This window comes from Caulobacter sp. Root655 (genome assembly GCF_001427665.1).
GTDB lineage: Bacteria > Pseudomonadota > Alphaproteobacteria > Caulobacterales > Caulobacteraceae > Caulobacter.
On the sequence record NZ_LMHC01000022.1, the window covers coordinates 254064 to 270349 of the forward strand.

Sequence of the window (16286 nt, forward strand, 5' to 3'; positions counted from 1 at the left end):
AGAGCCTAACACGGGTCGGCGAAGGACCAAACCAAGCGCTACGGATCGAGCCGGTAGCCCGCCCCGCGCACGGTCTGCAGCATGGCCCGTTCGAAGCCCTTGTCGATCTTCGAACGCAGCCGCGAGATGTGCACGTCGATGACGTTGGTCTGCGGGTCGAAGTGGTACTCCCACACCTTCTCCAGCAGCATGGTGCGGGTCACCGACTGGCCGGCGTGGCGCATCATGAACTCCAGCAGCTGGAACTCGCGGGGCTGGAGATCGATCTCCTTGCCCTGGCGATGGACCGTGCGGTTGATCAGGTTCATCTCCAGCTCGCCGACCTTCAGGGTCGTGGCCACCGAGCCCGTCTCGCGGCGGCGCGACAGGGCCTCGACCCGGGCGATCAGCTCGGCGAAGGCGTAGGGCTTGACCAGATAGTCGTCGGCCCCGGCCTTCAGCCCGACCACGCGGTCATTGATCTCGCCCAGGGCCGAGAGGAACAGCACCGGGGTGTTGTCGCCCTCGCGGCGCAGGGTCTCGACCACTTCGACGCCGTTCTTCTTGGGCATCATGCGGTCGACGATCAGCACGTCGAAGTCGCCCTTGCCGGCTTCGGCCAGGCCGGCCTCGCCGTCGGGGGCGTGCACGCACGCATAGCCCGCCTCGGTCAGGCCGTGGCTCATGGCCGCGGCGGCTTCCAGGTCGTCCTCGATGATCAGGATACGCATTCCAGGCCCCTAGATGCACGAAAAGGGGGCGTCACCGAATCGATGACGCCCCCCTCGTGTTCGTCGTCACGGCACGGATGGTGACGTGATCCGCGCCCCCGCGAAAGCCCTCTTGGCGAAAGCCCCCGCGTATCGTCGTTCCCCTACGCCGTCCCTACGGCGCGATCTTCAGCGGCACGATCGTCGGACGACCGGCGCGGATGATCCGCAGGTTGACGCTGGGACGCTGCAGCTTCTTGGCCGCGTCCACCGCCGAGGCGACCTGGGCCGCGTTGGCGACGGGCTCGCCGTTGATGCTGGTCAGGACGTCGCCCTTGCGCAGGCCCTTCTCGCCTGCGTCGGAGCTGGCCTTGACGCCGTCGATCAGCAGGCCGCGCACCGCGGGATCGATGCTGTAGGTGCGGCGGGCCGTGTCGTCGATCGGGGCCAGGGTCAGGCCCAGGGCGTCCGACTTCTGGACCTGCGGCTTGGCCGGAGCCTCGGCGCCGTTCTCGTCGGTGTCGTCTCCGTCGACCGCCAGCTCCTTCTCGGTCGGACGGACACCCGACTTGATGTCGACCGTGCGGGGCTTGCCGCCGCGCAGGACCGACAGCTTCAGGGTGTCGCCCGGACGGCCCTTGGCCACTTCGCGGGTCAGTTCCGAGCCGCTCTTGATGTTGACGCCGTTGACGGCGGTGATCACGTCCTCGGCCATCAGGCCGCCCTTCTGGGCGGGGCCGCCGGTCACCAGGTCGGCGACGATCGCGCCCTTGACCTCACCCAGGCCCTGGGCTTCGGCCATTTCCTTGGTGAAGGGCTGGATCTGGGCGCCGATATAGCCGCGCACCACCTTGCCGCCGCTGATCAGCGCCTTGGCGGTGGCCTCGGCCACGTCGGCGGGAATGGCGAAGCCGATGCCCACCGAGCCGCCGGTCGGCGAGAAGATCGCGGTGTTGACCCCGATCACCCGGCCGTAAATGTCGAACGACGGACCGCCCGAATTGCCCCGGTTGATCGGCGCGTCGATCTGGATGTAGTCGACGAAGGTCGACGAGCTGTCGCCCAGGTCGCGGTTATAGGCCGAGATGATGCCGGCCGTGGCGGTGCCGCCCAGGCCGAACGGGTTGCCGATGGTGATCACCCAGTCGCCGACCCGCGGCTTGGCCTGGTTCTCGAAGTTCACATACGGGAACGCAGCGCCCTTGGCCTTGGGATCGACCACCTTGAGCACGGCCAGATCGGTGCCCTCGTCGCGGCCGACGATGGTGGCCTTCAGTTCGCGGCCGTCCTTCAGCACCACGTTGATGCCGTCGGCGTCGGCGTCGGCGACCACGTGGTTGTTGGTGACCAGGTAGCCGTCGGCCGAGATGAAGAAGCCCGAACCGGAGGACTGCTGCTTGGGACCGGGAGCTTCCTCGCCGTCGTCGCCCGGCTTCTGGCCGCGCGGCACGATGTCGAAGCCTTCCAGGCCCGGGATGCGCAGCTTCGGCGCGGCGGCGGCCTTGGACGTCACGTCGATCTGCACCACGGCGGGCGAGACCTGTTCGAAGATGTCGGCGAACGACAGGGGCGCGCCGGGCGGCGGCGCGAACATCGGGGCCGGATTGCCCGCAACGCCCGAGGTGCGGACCACCTGGGCCGGTTCGGCGGCGCCCGCCGGAGCCATACGCATGCCAACCCCGGCCAGGGCCGCGCAGGCCACGCCCGCGCCGGCCACCGCACCGACAAAGAAACCAGACTTCCTAGCAGCCATCTTACGTCTTTCCTCACCCACGGCGCGCGGCGCCGGGTCCTTGGCTTGAGAACCTAGTTGCGTTGACGAAACGCGCAATGGTCTTCGACTGATCTTTCCGCCACGCCCAAGATAGTCTTGGGGCGTCTTCGCGGCGCAATCGTGTCATTCGTCCTTCAACAGCACCTGGAGCCGGGCCTCTTCGGCCTGGGACAACGCTTCGGGGTCCTCGCCCAGGGGCGATGGCGCCGCCCGGCGACGCAGTAGCATGATCATCAGTCCGGCGCCTAAAACCAAGGCGACAACAGGCGTGGCCCAGAGCAGGGCGTTGCCCGGCGAGAACGGCGGCTTGAGCAGCACGAACTCGCCATAGCGCTCGACCAGGAAGGCGCGGATCTCAGCGTCGCCGCGACCCTGCTTCACTTGGTCGCGCACGATGGAGCGCAAATCGCCGGCCAGGGCGGCTTCGGAATCGTCGATCGACTCGTTCTGGCAGACCAGACAGCGGACCTCGCGGAAGATCGCCCGGGCCCGGGCCTCCTGGGCGGGGTCGGGCAGACGATCGGCCGGGTCGGCGGCGGCTCCGGCGAGGCAGGCGACAGCGGCCAGGATGGCGAGGAGCCGCCTCACGCCGCCGTCTCCGCGCGCTTGGCCACGCCGAACCGCAGCCGGCGGTCCGACAGCGAGATCAGCCCGCCCAGGGCCATGACCAGCGGGCCCAGGAAGATCAGCCGCACCCACGGATTGACGAAGGCCCGCACCAGCCAGGCCGGCTGGCCGTCGGCGCCCGCCCGGCGCTCGCCCAGCACCACGTAGAGATCGTCCAGCACCCGCGGGCAGATCGCCACCTCCGAAGTGGTCTGGCGGCCGGTGGGGTAGAAGCGGCGCTCGGGCGTGGCGGTGCAGATCTCGGCGCCGCCCTTGGTGATCTTCACGATGCCGCGCTCGGCGATGTAGTTGGCGCCCTCGACCGTCCCGACGTCGGTCAGGGCCAGTTCATAGGCGCCCAGCTTCAGCTGGCCGCCGACGCCCAGCGCCTGGGCGGCCTCGACCCGCCAGGTGGTTTCGAACGACGCGCCCAGCACGAACAGGCCCAGGCCCGCATGGGCCAGGGTCGTGCCCCAGGCGCCGCGCGGCAGGCCGACGGTCCGGCGGCGCACCTCGGCCCAGGGGGCGCGGAAGGCCTTCACCCGCTCGGCCAGTTCCAGCAGCGCGCCGCCCATCAGCCAGACGCCCAGGGCCAGACCAGCGCTGGCCAGGGCGCTGCGCGGAGCGACGACGGCGAAGGCCACCAGGCCCAGGATCGCGGCGCAGGCCAGGGCCAGCCACAGGCGTCGCGTCACCAGCCGCGCGTCACCGCGCTTCCAGGCCAGCAGCGGCCCGGCAGGCAACACGGCCATGGCCAGCACCATCAGCGGCACAAAGGTCATGTTGAAGAACGGAGGCCCCACCGACACCGCCTCGCCGTCCACGGCCTCGCGGATCAGCGGGAACAGGGTGCCGACCAGCACCACGGCCGTGGCGGTCGACAGGATGATGTTGTTGAGGACGATGGCGCTCTCGCGGCTGACCGGCGCGAACAGGCCGCCGGCGTTCAGGCTGGGGGCGCGCAGGGCGAACAGAGCGAAGCCCGACCCGGCGGCGATGCCCATGATGGTCAGCAGCAGCACGCCGCGGGCCGGATCGACCGCGAAGGCGTGGACGCTGGTCAGCACGCCCGAGCGCACCAGGAAAGCCCCCAGCATCGAGAAGGTGAAGGCCGCCAGGCCCAGGAACACCGTCCAGCCCGGCAAGGCCCCGCGCTTTTCCAGCACCACGGCCGAATGCAGCAGGGCCGTGCCGATCAGCCACGGCATGAAGCTGGCGTTCTCGACCGGGTCCCAGAACCACCAGCCGCCCCAGCCCAATTCGTAGTAGGCCCAGAAGGCGCCCAGGGTGATGCCGACGGTCAGGAAGCTCCAGGCCGCCAGGGTCCAGGGTCGCACCCAGCGGGCCCAGGCCGCGTCGACCCGGCCCTCGATCAGGGCCGCCATGGCGAACGAGAACACCACCGAAAAGCCGACATAGCCGCAGTAGAGGAACGGCGGATGGAAGGCCAACGCCGGGTCCTGCAGCAGCGGATTGAGCGACGCCCCCTCGACCGGCGCGTCCAGCAGCCGGGCCATCGGGTTGGAGGCGAAGACGGTATAGGCCAGGAACAGCACGCCCAGCGCGCCCTGGGTGGCCACCGCGTAGGCCCGCAGGCGCGGCGGCAGGGCCTTGCCGTAGACCGCCATGGCCGCGCCGTAGCCGGTCAGCACCAGGCACCACAGCAGCATCGAGCCCTCGTGGCTGCCCCAGGCCCCGGCCACCTTGTAAAGCATCGGCTTGGCGGTGTGGGAGTTGGCCGCGACATTGGCCACCGAGAAGTCGGAGACCACGAAGGCGTGGACCAGAGCCAGGAAGGTCAGGGCCACGCACAGGAACGCCCCCAGGGCCGCGCCCTGCCCGGCCCCGGCCAGGATCGCCATCCGCCGCGCCCCGCCGACCGCCGACAGGGTCATCTGCAGGACCGACAGCACCAGGGCCACGACAAGGGCATAGGCCCCGAATTCGGTGATCATGACTTGGCCTTGCCCGTCGACGGCGTGGCGTAGCTCGGCGCCTGCCCGTCCCCGCGCCATTCGCCCTGCGCCTTCAGCGCCTTGGACACTTCGCGCGGCATGTAGCGCTCGTCGTGCTTGGCCAGCACCTGCTTGGCGACGAAGGCGCCGGACTCGTCGAAGGCCCCGGCGGCGACGATGCCCTGGCCCTCGCGGAACAGGTCGGGCAGGTCGCCCTGGAAGCGCACCAGACTGGTGGAGCGCTGGTCGGCGACCACGAACTCGACCTTGCCGTCCGGATGCTTGACCACGCTGCCCGCCTGGACCAGGCCGCCCAGCTGCACCTTGCGCCCGGCCGGCACGTGGGCGGCGGCGGCCTGGGACGGGGTGTAGAACAGCGAGATGGCGTCGCGCATGCCCCACAGGGCCAGGCCCACGGCCAGGACGACGACCGGGGCGGCGACCGCCAGCACGGTCAGGCGGCGGCGCGCCTTGCGGGATTTGGGCAGGAAACTCATGGGGCGCTCCTGGGCGGGGCGCTCCTGGGCGGGGCGACCTGCGCCGAACGCGGCGTCTGGGCGGCCTGACGCAGGGCGGCCAGCACCTTGGGCTGGTCGTGGAAGCGGGCCTGGGCCTTGGCCAGGGCGGCGTCACGCTGGCCTGAGTCGCCGAGCACGGCGTAGGCCCGCACCAGCTTCACCCAGCCGTCGGCGTCGTCGGGATTGGCCTCGAGCTTGGCGGCCAGGCTGGCGACCATGCCCTGGATGAAGGTCTCGACCTCTGGCTGGTCGCCCGTCGCCGGCGCGGCGGCCTGTTCGGATGAGGCGCCAGTCGGGGCGCCGGTCGGGGCGAGGCTTCCGCGCGCCTCCGTCTGGGCGATCTCGTCGCCGAAACCGGCGCGGCGCGGGTCGTCGGCCGGCAAGGCGGCCAGCAGGGCGCGCCAGTCGGCCAGGCCGCCCGCCAGGTCGCCGTCGGCGATCCGGCCCTTGGCCAGGTGGTAGCGGGCGCTGACATTGGCGGGGTCGCGGCGCAGGGCCTCGGCGAAGGCGCGGCGGGCGTCGGTCCCGACCTCGCCCTGGCCTTCGGCGACCAGCACCTCGCCGAGCCCGACCCACAGGTCGACCCGATCGGGGGCCAGCCTGACGGCGTGGCGCAAGGCCTGGGCGGCGCCGGTCGCGTCGCCCGCCTGGAAGCGGGTCAGGGCCAGAAGCCGGAACAGTTGCGGGTCGTTCGGCTTGGCGCGCGCCGTCTCCTGCAGCACGGCCGCGATCTGCTCGGGCCGCAGTTGCGACAGGGGGGTCTGGCGCCACTGGGCCACGCGCTTGAGGTAGGGCTGGTCGGCCAGGCCGGGAACGCCGATGAACAGATAGGCGGCCAGGGCGCACACCGGGGCCAGGAACGCCGCGAACAGCACGAAGGGCCGGGCCTTGGGACCCGAGACCGGCCAGGCCTGCTGATGGTCGGCGGCGGCGATCAGCCGGCGGCCGGCCTCGGCCCGGGCGGCCTTCAGCTCGGCGTCGGCCAGCAGACCGCGCTCGGCCAGGTCGTCGATCTCGGAAAGCTGTCGCCGGTGCACGGCCAGGCTGGCGTCGTCGCCCACGCCAAGGGACGCGCGCGCGGCGCCGCGCAGCACCAGGGCGGCGACGACGGCCGACAATCCCGCCGCGGCGATCCAGAAAGCGATCATGCGCGCGTGTTACCGGGGAATGGCGACGGCCGTTAGCAAAAAAAGCGCGTAAGGGCGGGCGGGTCCGGGCCCGGGTCGGATGAGCGGCGTGTTGAACGCGCTGGCCAACCGATGAAGCTCAAGGTCCGCGCTCCTACCGTTGTCATCCCGGGCGTAGCGAAGCGAAGACCCGGGACCCAGGGCCACCGCGTTGCGCCGGCCCCTGGGTCCCGGACAGCCTCTGCGAGGCTTCCGGGATGACAACCGGAGGGAACTTAACGCCGCTCAGAGCTTCAGGGCGCGGAACTGTGTACGCGCCCCTAAGCCGCCGCCGCCATCGCCGCGGCGGCGCGGCGGCGGACGATCTCGGCGGTCTTCTCGTCGCGGCTGTAGGCGATGAAGCCGGCGGCCAGGTCGAGATAGCGCTGGGCGATCCCCTGGTCGCCGCCCTCGCCGGTGCGAACCACGTAGAGGATGTCCTCGATATACTGGTCCAGGCGGCCGTTGAGCTTTTCCAGCACCTTGGCCCGGCTGGCGCCGTAGCCGCTGTGGGCGGCGCAAGAGCGGACGTCGGCCACGAAGGCCAGGATGGCGGTCACTCGGCGGGCCAGCCGCGCGTCCGGCTCCGACGTCAGTAGCGGCACGCCCTTGCCGTTCTTGCCGCCGAGGATCGAGATCGGCCGCAGCGGCAGGGTGGCCAGCAGCTCCTTCTCGGCCAGGTTCATCCGGCTCTCGACGGCCTGGGCGATGGCCAGCTTGTACTTGGCGATCCTCCGGCCCCACGGACCGTCCCGATGCAGGGCCACCGATTGCTCGAACTCGGTGATCTGCAGCGACATCTTCTGGGCGGCCAGGGCCGCCCTGCGCCCCTCGGCCTCGCCCTTGTCGGCGTCGAAGCCGCGCACCCGGTCGATGTTCTTCTCGATGTCGGCCAGCACCCGCTCGCCGAACACGCTGACCTCGGACGAGGCCCAGAAGCGGTCCCCCGGCCGGTCCATGACCGCCGAGATCACCCGCAGGATACGCCAGTCGTCGGGCAGGTGCGCGGCCAGCATCTCGAACAGCAGAGGCCCGGCGTCGGAGCGGATGTCGCAGGCGTCGTTATAGGCCAGGCGGGCCGACGAGGCCCGCTCCTCGCTCATCCGGCTGACCCATTCCGACAGCTTGGGCAGGGCCGAACGGACGATGGCCGACAGTTCCAGGCACGAGGCCAGCTCGTCGATGTCGCAGATCTGGTCCAGGGCCACGAAGGCGGGGACCGCCTGGGCGCGCACGCCCTGGGCGGCGACCTTGCATAGCGCATTGAAGACGTCGGGCGGCCCCTGTTCCAGGTCCCATGGATTGCAGCGCGCCGCGGCCTCCTCGACCTGGCGCGGAGCCACGGTCCGCAGGGCCTCCCACAACAGGGACAGGACGCGGGGCGGGAAAGAGGTCTGTTCGGTGTCGCGGACGGCGCACAGCGGCGCGATCGGGGCCAGGACGCTGTTGCGGACGTAGCGGGCGGCGGTCTCGTCCTCGACCAGCCGACGCACCGCCGCCAGGGCGCCCTGCCCGCCGGCCGGGCCGGACAGGGCGAGCTCCAGGCTGCGCAGCGCGGCGTCGGGAGAGGTTTCCACCAGCTTCCGGACCATCAGCAACTTGTCGGCGGCGATCCCGGCCATAACCCCCCGCTGGACCAGCCCAAGACGGGCCGCGTCAACCATGTTGCCAACGAGGTTAAGACTTTCCGAAACCATGAGTTTTTGCGGTTGGGGAGGGAGCGTCGAAAGGTCGCTGGGGATGTCAGGTTGAGAGGCGGAAATGAACCCTCTCCTATAAGGAGAGGGAGGGGCCCGCGCCGTAGGCGTGGGAGGGTGAGGCGTTACGCTGTTTCAGATTCGGGCAGAGCGCTGGGGATGGGCGGTTGACGTCTAAACCCCTCACCCTCCCACCGCTGCGCGGTGGGCCCCTCCCTCTCCCCTTGGGAGAGGGTCTCGGAACGCCCTACCCCTCCGACCGCGGCAGCACCAGCGTCACCCGCAGCCCGCCCAGCGGCGACGCCGACAGCGTCACCGAACCCCCATAGGCCCGGGCCAGCTCGTCGACGATCGACAGGCCCAGCCCGGAGCCCGGGGTGTGCTCGTCCATCCGCTGGCCGCGCTTGAGGGCGTCGGCCCAGCGGTCGGGCGGCAGGCCGGGGCCGTCGTCGTCCACCGTCAGGGTCATCTGCTCGGGCGAACTGGCCACCGCCTCGGCCCGCACCTTGCCCTTGCACCATTTGCCGGCGTTTTCCATGACATTGCCGGCCAGCTCCATGAAGTCCTGGCGCTCGCCCTGGAAGCACAGGGTCTCGGGGCAGCGCCAGTCGATCTCGACGCCCTTGTCCTGGAAGATCCGCTCCAGGGTCACGGCCAGTTCGTCGAGGATCGGCTCGACCGGCGTGCGCTCGCCCGAGGTCTGGGAGCGGGCGGCGGCCCGGGCCCGGCGCAGGTGGTGGTCGACCTGCTCGCGCATGGTCGCCGCCTGGCGCTCGACCACCTCGGCCAGGGTCCCCGGCTGCTGGTTGGCCTCGGTCAGCATCACCGACAGCGGGGTCTTCAGGGCGTGGGCCAGGTTGCCGACGTGGGTGCGCTGGCGCTCGACGACCTCCTGGTTGTGGGCCAGCAGGGCGTTGAGCTCGACGGCCAGGGGCTCCAGCTCTTCGGGATAGAGCCCTTGCAGCCGCTCGGCCTTGCCCCGGCGCACCGAGCCCAGCTCCCGTCGCAGGCGAAAAAGGGGCAAGAGCCCCACCCGCACCTGGATCACCACCGCCGAAACCAGGCCGGCGCCCAGCAGGATCAGGGCGATGGCGGTGTTGCGGGCGAAGATGTCGGCGTCGCGGTCGATCGGCGCGCGGTCCTCGGCGGCGATGAACACCACGGGACGCGGATAGCCCGGCAGGCGGGTCAGGATGGCGGCGGCGCGCAGCCGCGCGTTCTGCGGCCCCATCAGGTCGAAGAACTGGGTCTTGCCCGGATCGGCGGCCAGGCGCTGGGCCTGGGTCGGCGGAATGACCAGGGAGCTGTCGAACAGCGACCGCGACTGGTCGATCATCTTCAAGCCCCCCTCGGGGCGCATCTCGAGGATCTGCCAGTAGCGACCCGAATAGACCCGGGTGGCGCGGATGTCGGTCAGGAACGGCGCCTTGACCACCCCCTCCTCGACGCTGGAACTGGCGTAGAGGTCGTCGGTCAGCACCGTCAGGGCCGCGTCGAAGCGGCGGATCGCCGAATCGCGGAACTGGGCGGTCAGGAACACCCCGGCCACCAGCAGCACGACGACGTTCCAGATCCCGGCCAGCAGCACCAGCCGGCGGACCAGCGATCGCTTGCCGAGGTCCCACATGATCAGGCCTCGCCCGAGCTAGCGGCGATCGGCGGGTTCATCCCCAATTCCGTCTCCCCGGCGAAGGCCGGGGCCCAGGTGAAACCCACGAGCCGCTCCGGATGAATCTGGGTCCCGGCCTTCGCCGGGAAAACGGGAGATAAGTTCGTAGAGCCTAACCTTCGGTCGTCTCGCCTTCCAGCGGCGTCAGGCGGTAGCCCAGGCCGCGCACGGTCTCGATCCGTTCGCTGCCCAGCTTCTTGCGCAGCCGGCCGATGAACACCTCGATGGTGTTGCTGTCGCGGTCGAAATCCTGGTCGTACAGGTGCTCGACCAGCTCGGTGCGACCGATCACCCGGCCCTGGTGCATCATCATGTAGTGCAGCAGGCGGTATTCCAGCGAGGTCAGGCGCAGGGGCTCGCCGTTGACGCTGGCCCGGGCGGCGCGCGGGTCCAGGCGCAGGCCGCCGCAGGTCAGGCTGGGCGAGGCGTGGCCGGCCGAGCGGCGCAGCAGGGCGCGCAGGCGGGCCAGCAGTTCCTCGGTGTGGAAGGGCTTGGTCAGGTAGTCGTCGGCCCCGGCGTCGAAGCCGGCGACCTTCTCGTTCCACGAGCCGCGGGCGGTGAGGATCAGCACCGGCGTGGCGACATTGCCGCGCCGCCAGCGCTCCAGCACCGACACCCCGTCCACCTTGGGCAGGCCCAGGTCGAGGATCACCGCGTCATAGGGCTCGGTCTCACCCAGGAACTGGGCTTCCTCGCCGTCGGCCGCGTGGTCGATGGCGTAGCCCGCGTCCCCCAGGGCCAGCTTCAGCTGGCGCGACAGGTCGGGATCGTCTTCGACAAGCAGGATGCGCATGGGGAACCTTTGGTTGTCGTTAGTCGGCGCTGAGGATCTGGCCGGTCCGGGCGTCGACGATGAAGTCGATGCGGCGACCATCGGTGGTGGCCCAGCGTACGCGATAGTTGGGGCCTTCGAGGCCGGCGTCCAGCACGCGGCCCGGGGTGCGGCGGCTGATCTGCTCGATCACCCGGCTCAGTGGCACCAGCTGGCCCGACTGCACGCCGCCACGCGCCTGGTCCTGCCGGGCCCGCCAATCGGCGCCCAGCGAGTCCGGCCCGCGTTGCGCGGACGCCACGCCGGGCAGGGCGGAGGCGGCCAGCACGGCGGCGAAGAGGATGTGGATCGGCTTCATGGGTTGGGTTTTAAAGCCTCCCGGCTGAATAGAGGCTGAACGCAACCGTTATGGACGGTGAACAAAGTTCTGTCACGGGAGGGTCGGCGATCGATACAGCCTACCGCCGCCGGGGCGCGTAGGGCCGCTGCGCCCGCCACGCCTCCGCGAACTTCTCCAGCTCGGCGTCCGGCCCCTCCGGCAAGGTCACCACCAGCCGGGCGAACAGGTCGCCGCGCTTGCCCTTGCCGTCCGACAGGCCCCGGCCCTTGAGCCGCAGCTTGGCGCCGGAATTGGAGCCCTTGGGGATCGACAGGGTCACCGGGCCGTCGGGGGTGGGGGCCTCGACCTTGCCGCCCAGCACCGCGTCGGGGACGCTGATCGGCAGGTCCATGACCAGGGTGTCGTTCTCGCGCTTGAAGGTCGGATGCGGCTTGATGGCCAGCTCGATCAGGGCGTCGCCGGCCCCGCCCCGGCCGGGGCTGCCCTGGCCCTTGAGGCGCAGGGTCTGGCCTTCCTGGGCGCCGACCGGAATGGTGACGTCGATGGTGCGGCCGTCGGAGAAGGCCACGCGCTTCTTGCCGCCCTTGATCGCCTCTTCCAGGTCGATGTCCAGCCGGGCGCGCACGTCGCCGCCGCGCGGCGAGAAGCCGCCGCCGCCCGCGCCGCGATTGCGGCCCAGGATGTCGCCGAACAGGTCGTTGAGGTCGATCTCGGGGCCCTCGCCGCCCCCGCCGCCGCGACTGAAGCCGCCGCCGCCCCGGTTGAAGCCGCCGCCGAACGGCGAGCCCGCGCCGCCGAACCCGCCGCCGCGCATGGTCTCGCGGCCGTCGGCGTCGATCTCGCCGGCATCGAACTTCTTGCGCTTGTCGACGTCGCCGATGATGTCGAAGGCGGCGCTGACCTGCTTGAAGCGGTCCTCGGACTTCTTGTCGCCGGTATTGGCGTCCGGATGGTGCTGCTTGGCGAGCTTGTGGAACGCCTTGCGGATCTCGGCCGCGGTGGCGGTGCGGGAAACGCCAAGTTCCAGATAGGGGTCGCGCGCCAAGGAGGCTCCTCACTTCAAAGACCAGAACGCCTCAATTAGGCGGTTCGGCGCGCCGTGCAAGCTTATTGTTGCATTAATATCACAGCAACGCCCGCCGAGACGCGCCCCAGCCGAACAGGGCCGAGCCCTGGGCGATCCTGACAGCCAGGACGCCGGTCGGTCCAGCGGGGAAGTCGGCGGCGCGCTGGGTCGCGGCGTAGGTCCAGGTCGGAACGGTGGTTTCCACGGTGCGGACCACGGCCTCGCCGTCGAGGACCTCGACGCGATACACCTCCCGCTCCTCGCCCAGCGGAACCTCGGCGTCCCAGCCGTCGCCGGCCCGGCGGGCGCGGCGGACCCAGGTGACGACGGCGTCGCCGGCTTCGACGCGGACTCGCAGGTGGGCCGGCGACCACGGGCGGGCCGACAGGCCGCGCCAGGTCGCCGCGACCTGGCTCATCGCCGGGCCCGAGGCCGGGCCGCCGGCCGGGGCGGCGCGCCAGATCAGCGGCAGGCCGCGCTCCGACAGGGCCAGGTCGGCCCGGACCAGGGCCGCGTCCAGCACCACCACCGCCGCGCCGGCCGTCGTCAGGGCGGCCATGGCCGGATCGCTGCCGGCCTGGCCGCGCAGCAGGCCCGACAGGGTCCAGACGTCGGCGGCGACCGGCTCGGCCTCCAGGTACTGGATGATCTCCCACGCGCCGCCCTCGCCCTTGACGGCGACGGCGTTGGCGCCGGCCAGGACGGCCGAGCGGTCGCGGCCACGCGGGGCGGCGCCTTCCAGCCGCACGGTCAGGCGATTGGCGCGGTCGAAGCGGTGCAGCGGACCGGCCGGCAGGTCCGACAGGGTGACGCCGACCGTGGCGGGCACGCCGGCCGTGGCCCGGACCCGCAGCGCCTCCAGCCCGGCCCCGGCCTGGACGTCGAAGGCCCGCCACGGCGCGGCGGCCACCGCGACCAGCGGCCGGTCGTCGTCCTGGCCCGGAAGGTCCAGCAGGTGGAGAACAGGCGGGCCCGAGGTCTCGCGCGACGGAGCCGGCGACCAGTCGAGGTCGCCGTCGATCCGCACCGGATCGACCACCGGGACCAGCTGGGCGCGGGGATGTTCGTCCAGGTCGATCCGCGTCACCCGCCAGACGCCGCCGTCCAGGGCGACGCGGTCGCCGGGCTCCAGCCGCAGGGCGGCCAGGGGCGACAGGTGAGCGGTCGTCTCGCGCCCGGCCCCGGGCGCCAGCAGGCGCTGGGCCACGGCCCGGGCCTCGGCGACGACCAGGACCAGCGGCGCGTCGAGGTCGGCGCCGCCCTCCCCCGTCTCCGGCCCGTCTTCGCGGCGGACGATCACCGCGCCGGTCTGGTAGTCGCGGGCGGCGTCGATGAAGCGCAGGCGCAGGGTCTGGACCGGCGCGGCCAGGGCGCGGGTCGACGAGGTCGGCGCCGCGCGGTCCTCGGGCCAGGCCAGGTCGTCGTCGCCCAGCGCCAGGGCCGCCGCGCCGGCCCGTCCGGCCAGGGTCACGCCGTCCCGCCGCTCGACGGCGTCCAGCGCGAAGGCCTCCAGCAGCGGAGCCAGGGCGTCGCGCAGCCGCATCGGCCGGTCGATCACATAGCCCACCACCGAACCGCCCGCCTCCCCGGGGTCCAGCGTCACGCCGGCCCGGTCGGCCAGGGCGGCGACCAGTTCCGGCAGCGGCGCGATCCCCGCCCGGCCGTTCAGCCAGTGGCCCAGGGTCCAGTTGGGCCCGTCGGCCCAGACGGCGGCGCGGGCCGGGAAGTCCGGGAACGGCCGGGCGTCCCAGCACCAGGCGCCGGCCGCCTCGATCATCGCCCCGCCGTACAGCGGCGAGACCGGATTGGTCGCCGGGTCGGCCAGATGGGCCAGCACCGCCTCAAGCGCCCGCCGCTGGCCGACCTCGTCGCGCGTTCCGTCCGAGAACGGCGGCAGGGCGCTTTCCATGCTCTTGGCGTCGACGAACAGATTGGGCGCGTTGGCCCCCTTGTCGACCGCGCCGCAGCCGAACTCGACCAGGCGCAGCGGCTTGGAACCCGGGACCCAGGCGGTGGGCGTCGCCGCGCGCACGCCGCCGGGGCGATCGAAGTGCGGATGGCTCCACCAGGACGCCAGGTCCTTGGGCCGGAACACCCAGGGCTCGCCATGGGCCCCGTCGGTGATCGGCGCGCGGACCTGGGCCAGGCGGTCGGCGTCGGAGGCGTAGTACCAGTCGAAGCCCTCGCCGCCGGTCAGGCCGTGGCGCAGGTAGCCGATATCGTGCGGCCCCTTGAAGCCGGCCGCCGCGTCGAGGTGGCCGTCGCCGTCGCGCCAGTCGGCCAGGGGCGGATAGAAGTCGATGCCGACGAAATCGACATTGCTGTCGCTCCACAGCGGGTCGAGGTGGAAGTGGACGTCGCCGCTGCCGTCGGGCGGCTGGTGGCCGAAATACTCGCTCCAGTCGGCGGCGTAGCCGAGCTTCGTCGCCGGGCCGAGCAGGGTGCGGACCTGACCCGCCAGGGCCTTCAGCGCCGTCACCGCCGGATAGGACGAGACCCCGTCGCGCACCGTGGTCAGGCCGCGCAGCTCCGAACCGAGGATGAAACCGTCCACTCCGCCGGCCAATTGCGCCAACTTGGCGTAGTGCAGCAGCATCCGCCGCAGGCCCCAGTCGCCACCCGGACCGCTGTAGGTGGGCAAGCCCTCGGCCTCGCCGAACTGCGCCGCCGTGGCCGCGCCGAAGAAGCTGGCGACCTGGGCCGCCGCCGCGCCGGTCTTGTCGGGCGAACCCGGACGTCCGGCGGCGGGATGGCAGGTGATCCGGCCGCGCCAGGGATAGGCCCCCTGCGCCGGCGTGCCATAGGGGTCGGGCAGGCTATTGCCGGCCGGCACATCCATCAGCACGAACGGATAGAGCGTCACCCTCAGCCCGCGCCGCTTGAGCTCGGCGATGGCCTGCAGCACCGCCCGGTCGGCCGGCGTGCCGCCATAGGCCAGGGCGCCGTCATGACCGGAGACCACCGCCGCGTCTTGGCGGTCCAGGCCCCCCGCCCGCCAGTCGAACGGGATCGTCGCCTTGGCCGCCTGCTCCACCCGGGGCCGGATGGCGCAGGACCCGCAGCGCAGGTCGTCGCCGAACCAGGCGACCACCAGGGTCACCTCTTCCACATGGGGCAGCTGGGCCTGCAGCTGGTCGAGCGACACCACCAGGTCGGCCCGGCCCTCGCTGTTGTTCAGGGTCTCGGCCGTGGTCCGGGTCAGGCCGTCGCGGCGCAGCACCAGGTCGGTGGCGTAGACGAACTCACCGGCCCCGGGGATCAGGCACACGCCCTTCAAGCGCTCCTCCAAGCCGGCCGGCGCGGCGCTGGCGCGGGGCCGGCGAAACACCTCAAACGACAGCTGCGGCGGGCGATTGCCGTAGGCGGCCAGCGGCAGGTCCTCGAACACCACATAGGCCGTGCCGCGATAGGCCGGAGCGGCCCCTTCCACCGCCTCGATCAGGGCGTCGGGCGCCTGGTCCTCGGCCCCGGCGTGGACCCGCATGACCACGCCGGCCATGTCCATCGGCTTGCCGTCGGCCCAGACCCGGCCGATCCCGTCGATCGGACCCTCGCAGACGGCGACGGCGAACGACAGGCTGTAGGCGGCGCTGGTGGTGCGCGGCCCCTTGCCGCCGCCGGTCCGGCCCTCGACCCAGCGCTCCTTGAACCGCGCCGCCCAGATCACCTGGCCGGCGACCCGGGCCCGGCCGAACACGACGGCCATCGGCGCGCCCTCGGCGGCGCCCGACAGCCGCAACTCCGGAATGCGCGGCCCGGTCCGGCGGGCCGGGGTCAGGGCGTCGATCACGGCGCCGTCGACGACCGCGCCGAGCATCGCGCCGACGGCGCCGCCGACCGGCCCACCCACGGCGGTTCCGACGGCGGAGAGGATGACCTGAGCCATGGGAAGTCTCCAGAAACCCTCTCCCAAAGGGAGAGGGAGGGGCCCAAGCGAAGCTTGGGAGGGTGAGGGGGTGGTGAGTCCGACGGCGTGCCGGCAGGGCGCATCGCGAAAGCGGTGAGGGCGTGATCCCTCACCCTCCCACCGCTGC

12 protein-coding genes and 1 pseudogene are annotated in these 16286 nt (G+C 71.8%); 1 reads left to right on the forward strand and 12 read right to left on the reverse strand.

The genetic code is table 11. From position 1 onward, the window contains the following. Nucleotides 1-38 precede the first annotated feature (38 nt). The 6 genes from ASD79_RS14945 to ccmI all read right to left on the reverse strand — a co-directional run bounded on the left by ASD79_RS14945 (nt 39) and on the right by ccmI (nt 6690). Nucleotides 39-710, reverse strand: coding sequence for a response regulator transcription factor (locus ASD79_RS14945; protein ID WP_056722965.1), 672 nt, complete (start codon nt 708-710; stop codon nt 39-41). A 154-nt stretch (nt 711-864) separates the two neighbouring features. Continuing rightward, on the reverse strand, nt 865-2442 hold the full coding sequence (locus tag ASD79_RS14950; protein WP_056722967.1) for a trypsin-like peptidase domain-containing protein: 1578 nt from the start codon (nt 2440-2442) through the stop codon (nt 865-867). A 144-nt stretch (nt 2443-2586) separates the two neighbouring features. Then, the gene (locus ASD79_RS14955) at nt 2587-3051 is read right to left on the reverse strand and encodes a cytochrome c-type biogenesis protein (RefSeq protein ID WP_056722969.1); all 465 of its coding nucleotides are present in this window, start codon (nt 3049-3051) and stop codon (nt 2587-2589) included. Then, nucleotides 3048-5024, reverse strand: a complete 1977-nt coding sequence (locus ASD79_RS14960) for a heme lyase CcmF/NrfE family subunit (protein WP_056722971.1) — start codon at nt 5022-5024, stop codon at nt 3048-3050. Before ASD79_RS14960 ends, ASD79_RS14955 begins: the two co-directional genes overlap by 4 nt. Beyond that, nucleotides 5021-5521, reverse strand: coding sequence for a cytochrome c maturation protein CcmE (gene ccmE / locus ASD79_RS14965; RefSeq protein WP_056722972.1), 501 nt, complete (start codon nt 5519-5521; stop codon nt 5021-5023). Before ccmE ends, ASD79_RS14960 begins: the two co-directional genes overlap by 4 nt. Beyond that, nucleotides 5518-6690: a c-type cytochrome biogenesis protein CcmI gene (gene ccmI, locus ASD79_RS14970; protein WP_056722973.1), complete on the reverse strand. Its 1173-nt coding sequence runs from the start codon at nt 6688-6690 to the stop codon at nt 5518-5520. The genes ccmE and ccmI overlap by 4 nt, the downstream gene beginning before the upstream one ends. Nucleotides 6691-6830: 140 nt before the next feature. Here ccmI and ASD79_RS25165 point away from each other — a divergent pair. Then, a pseudogene (locus tag ASD79_RS25165) lies at nt 6831-6931 on the forward strand (hypothetical protein); the annotation flags it as partial. Nucleotides 6932-6989: 58 nt separating this feature from the next. On the opposite strand, the gene ASD79_RS14975 reads toward ASD79_RS25165, so the two are convergent. From ASD79_RS14975 to ASD79_RS15000, 6 genes are all read right to left on the reverse strand, one after another. Continuing rightward, entirely contained in the window at nt 6990-8330 is a 1341-nt protein-coding gene (locus tag ASD79_RS14975; protein WP_056722976.1) for a hypothetical protein, read from the reverse strand. Between the two features lie 322 nt (nt 8331-8652). Then, a complete protein-coding gene (locus ASD79_RS14980; RefSeq protein WP_156400523.1) occupies nt 8653-10038 on the reverse strand; it encodes an ATP-binding protein in 1386 nt (461 codons plus the stop codon). Between the two features lie 148 nt (nt 10039-10186). Continuing rightward, complete coding sequence (locus ASD79_RS14985; protein ID WP_056722980.1) at nt 10187-10867, reverse strand: response regulator transcription factor; 681 nt, start codon at nt 10865-10867, stop codon at nt 10187-10189. A gap of 19 nt (nt 10868-10886) precedes the next feature. Continuing rightward, nucleotides 10887-11204, reverse strand: a complete 318-nt coding sequence (locus ASD79_RS14990; RefSeq protein WP_056722982.1) for a PepSY domain-containing protein — start codon at nt 11202-11204, stop codon at nt 10887-10889. Between the two features lie 100 nt (nt 11205-11304). Further along, complete coding sequence (locus tag ASD79_RS14995; RefSeq protein ID WP_056722984.1) at nt 11305-12231, reverse strand: DnaJ C-terminal domain-containing protein; 927 nt, start codon at nt 12229-12231, stop codon at nt 11305-11307. A 79-nt stretch (nt 12232-12310) separates the two neighbouring features. Next, nucleotides 12311-16138: a glycoside hydrolase/phage tail family protein gene (locus ASD79_RS15000; protein WP_056722986.1), complete on the reverse strand. Its 3828-nt coding sequence runs from the start codon at nt 16136-16138 to the stop codon at nt 12311-12313. Between the last annotated feature and the right edge of the window lie 148 nt (nt 16139-16286).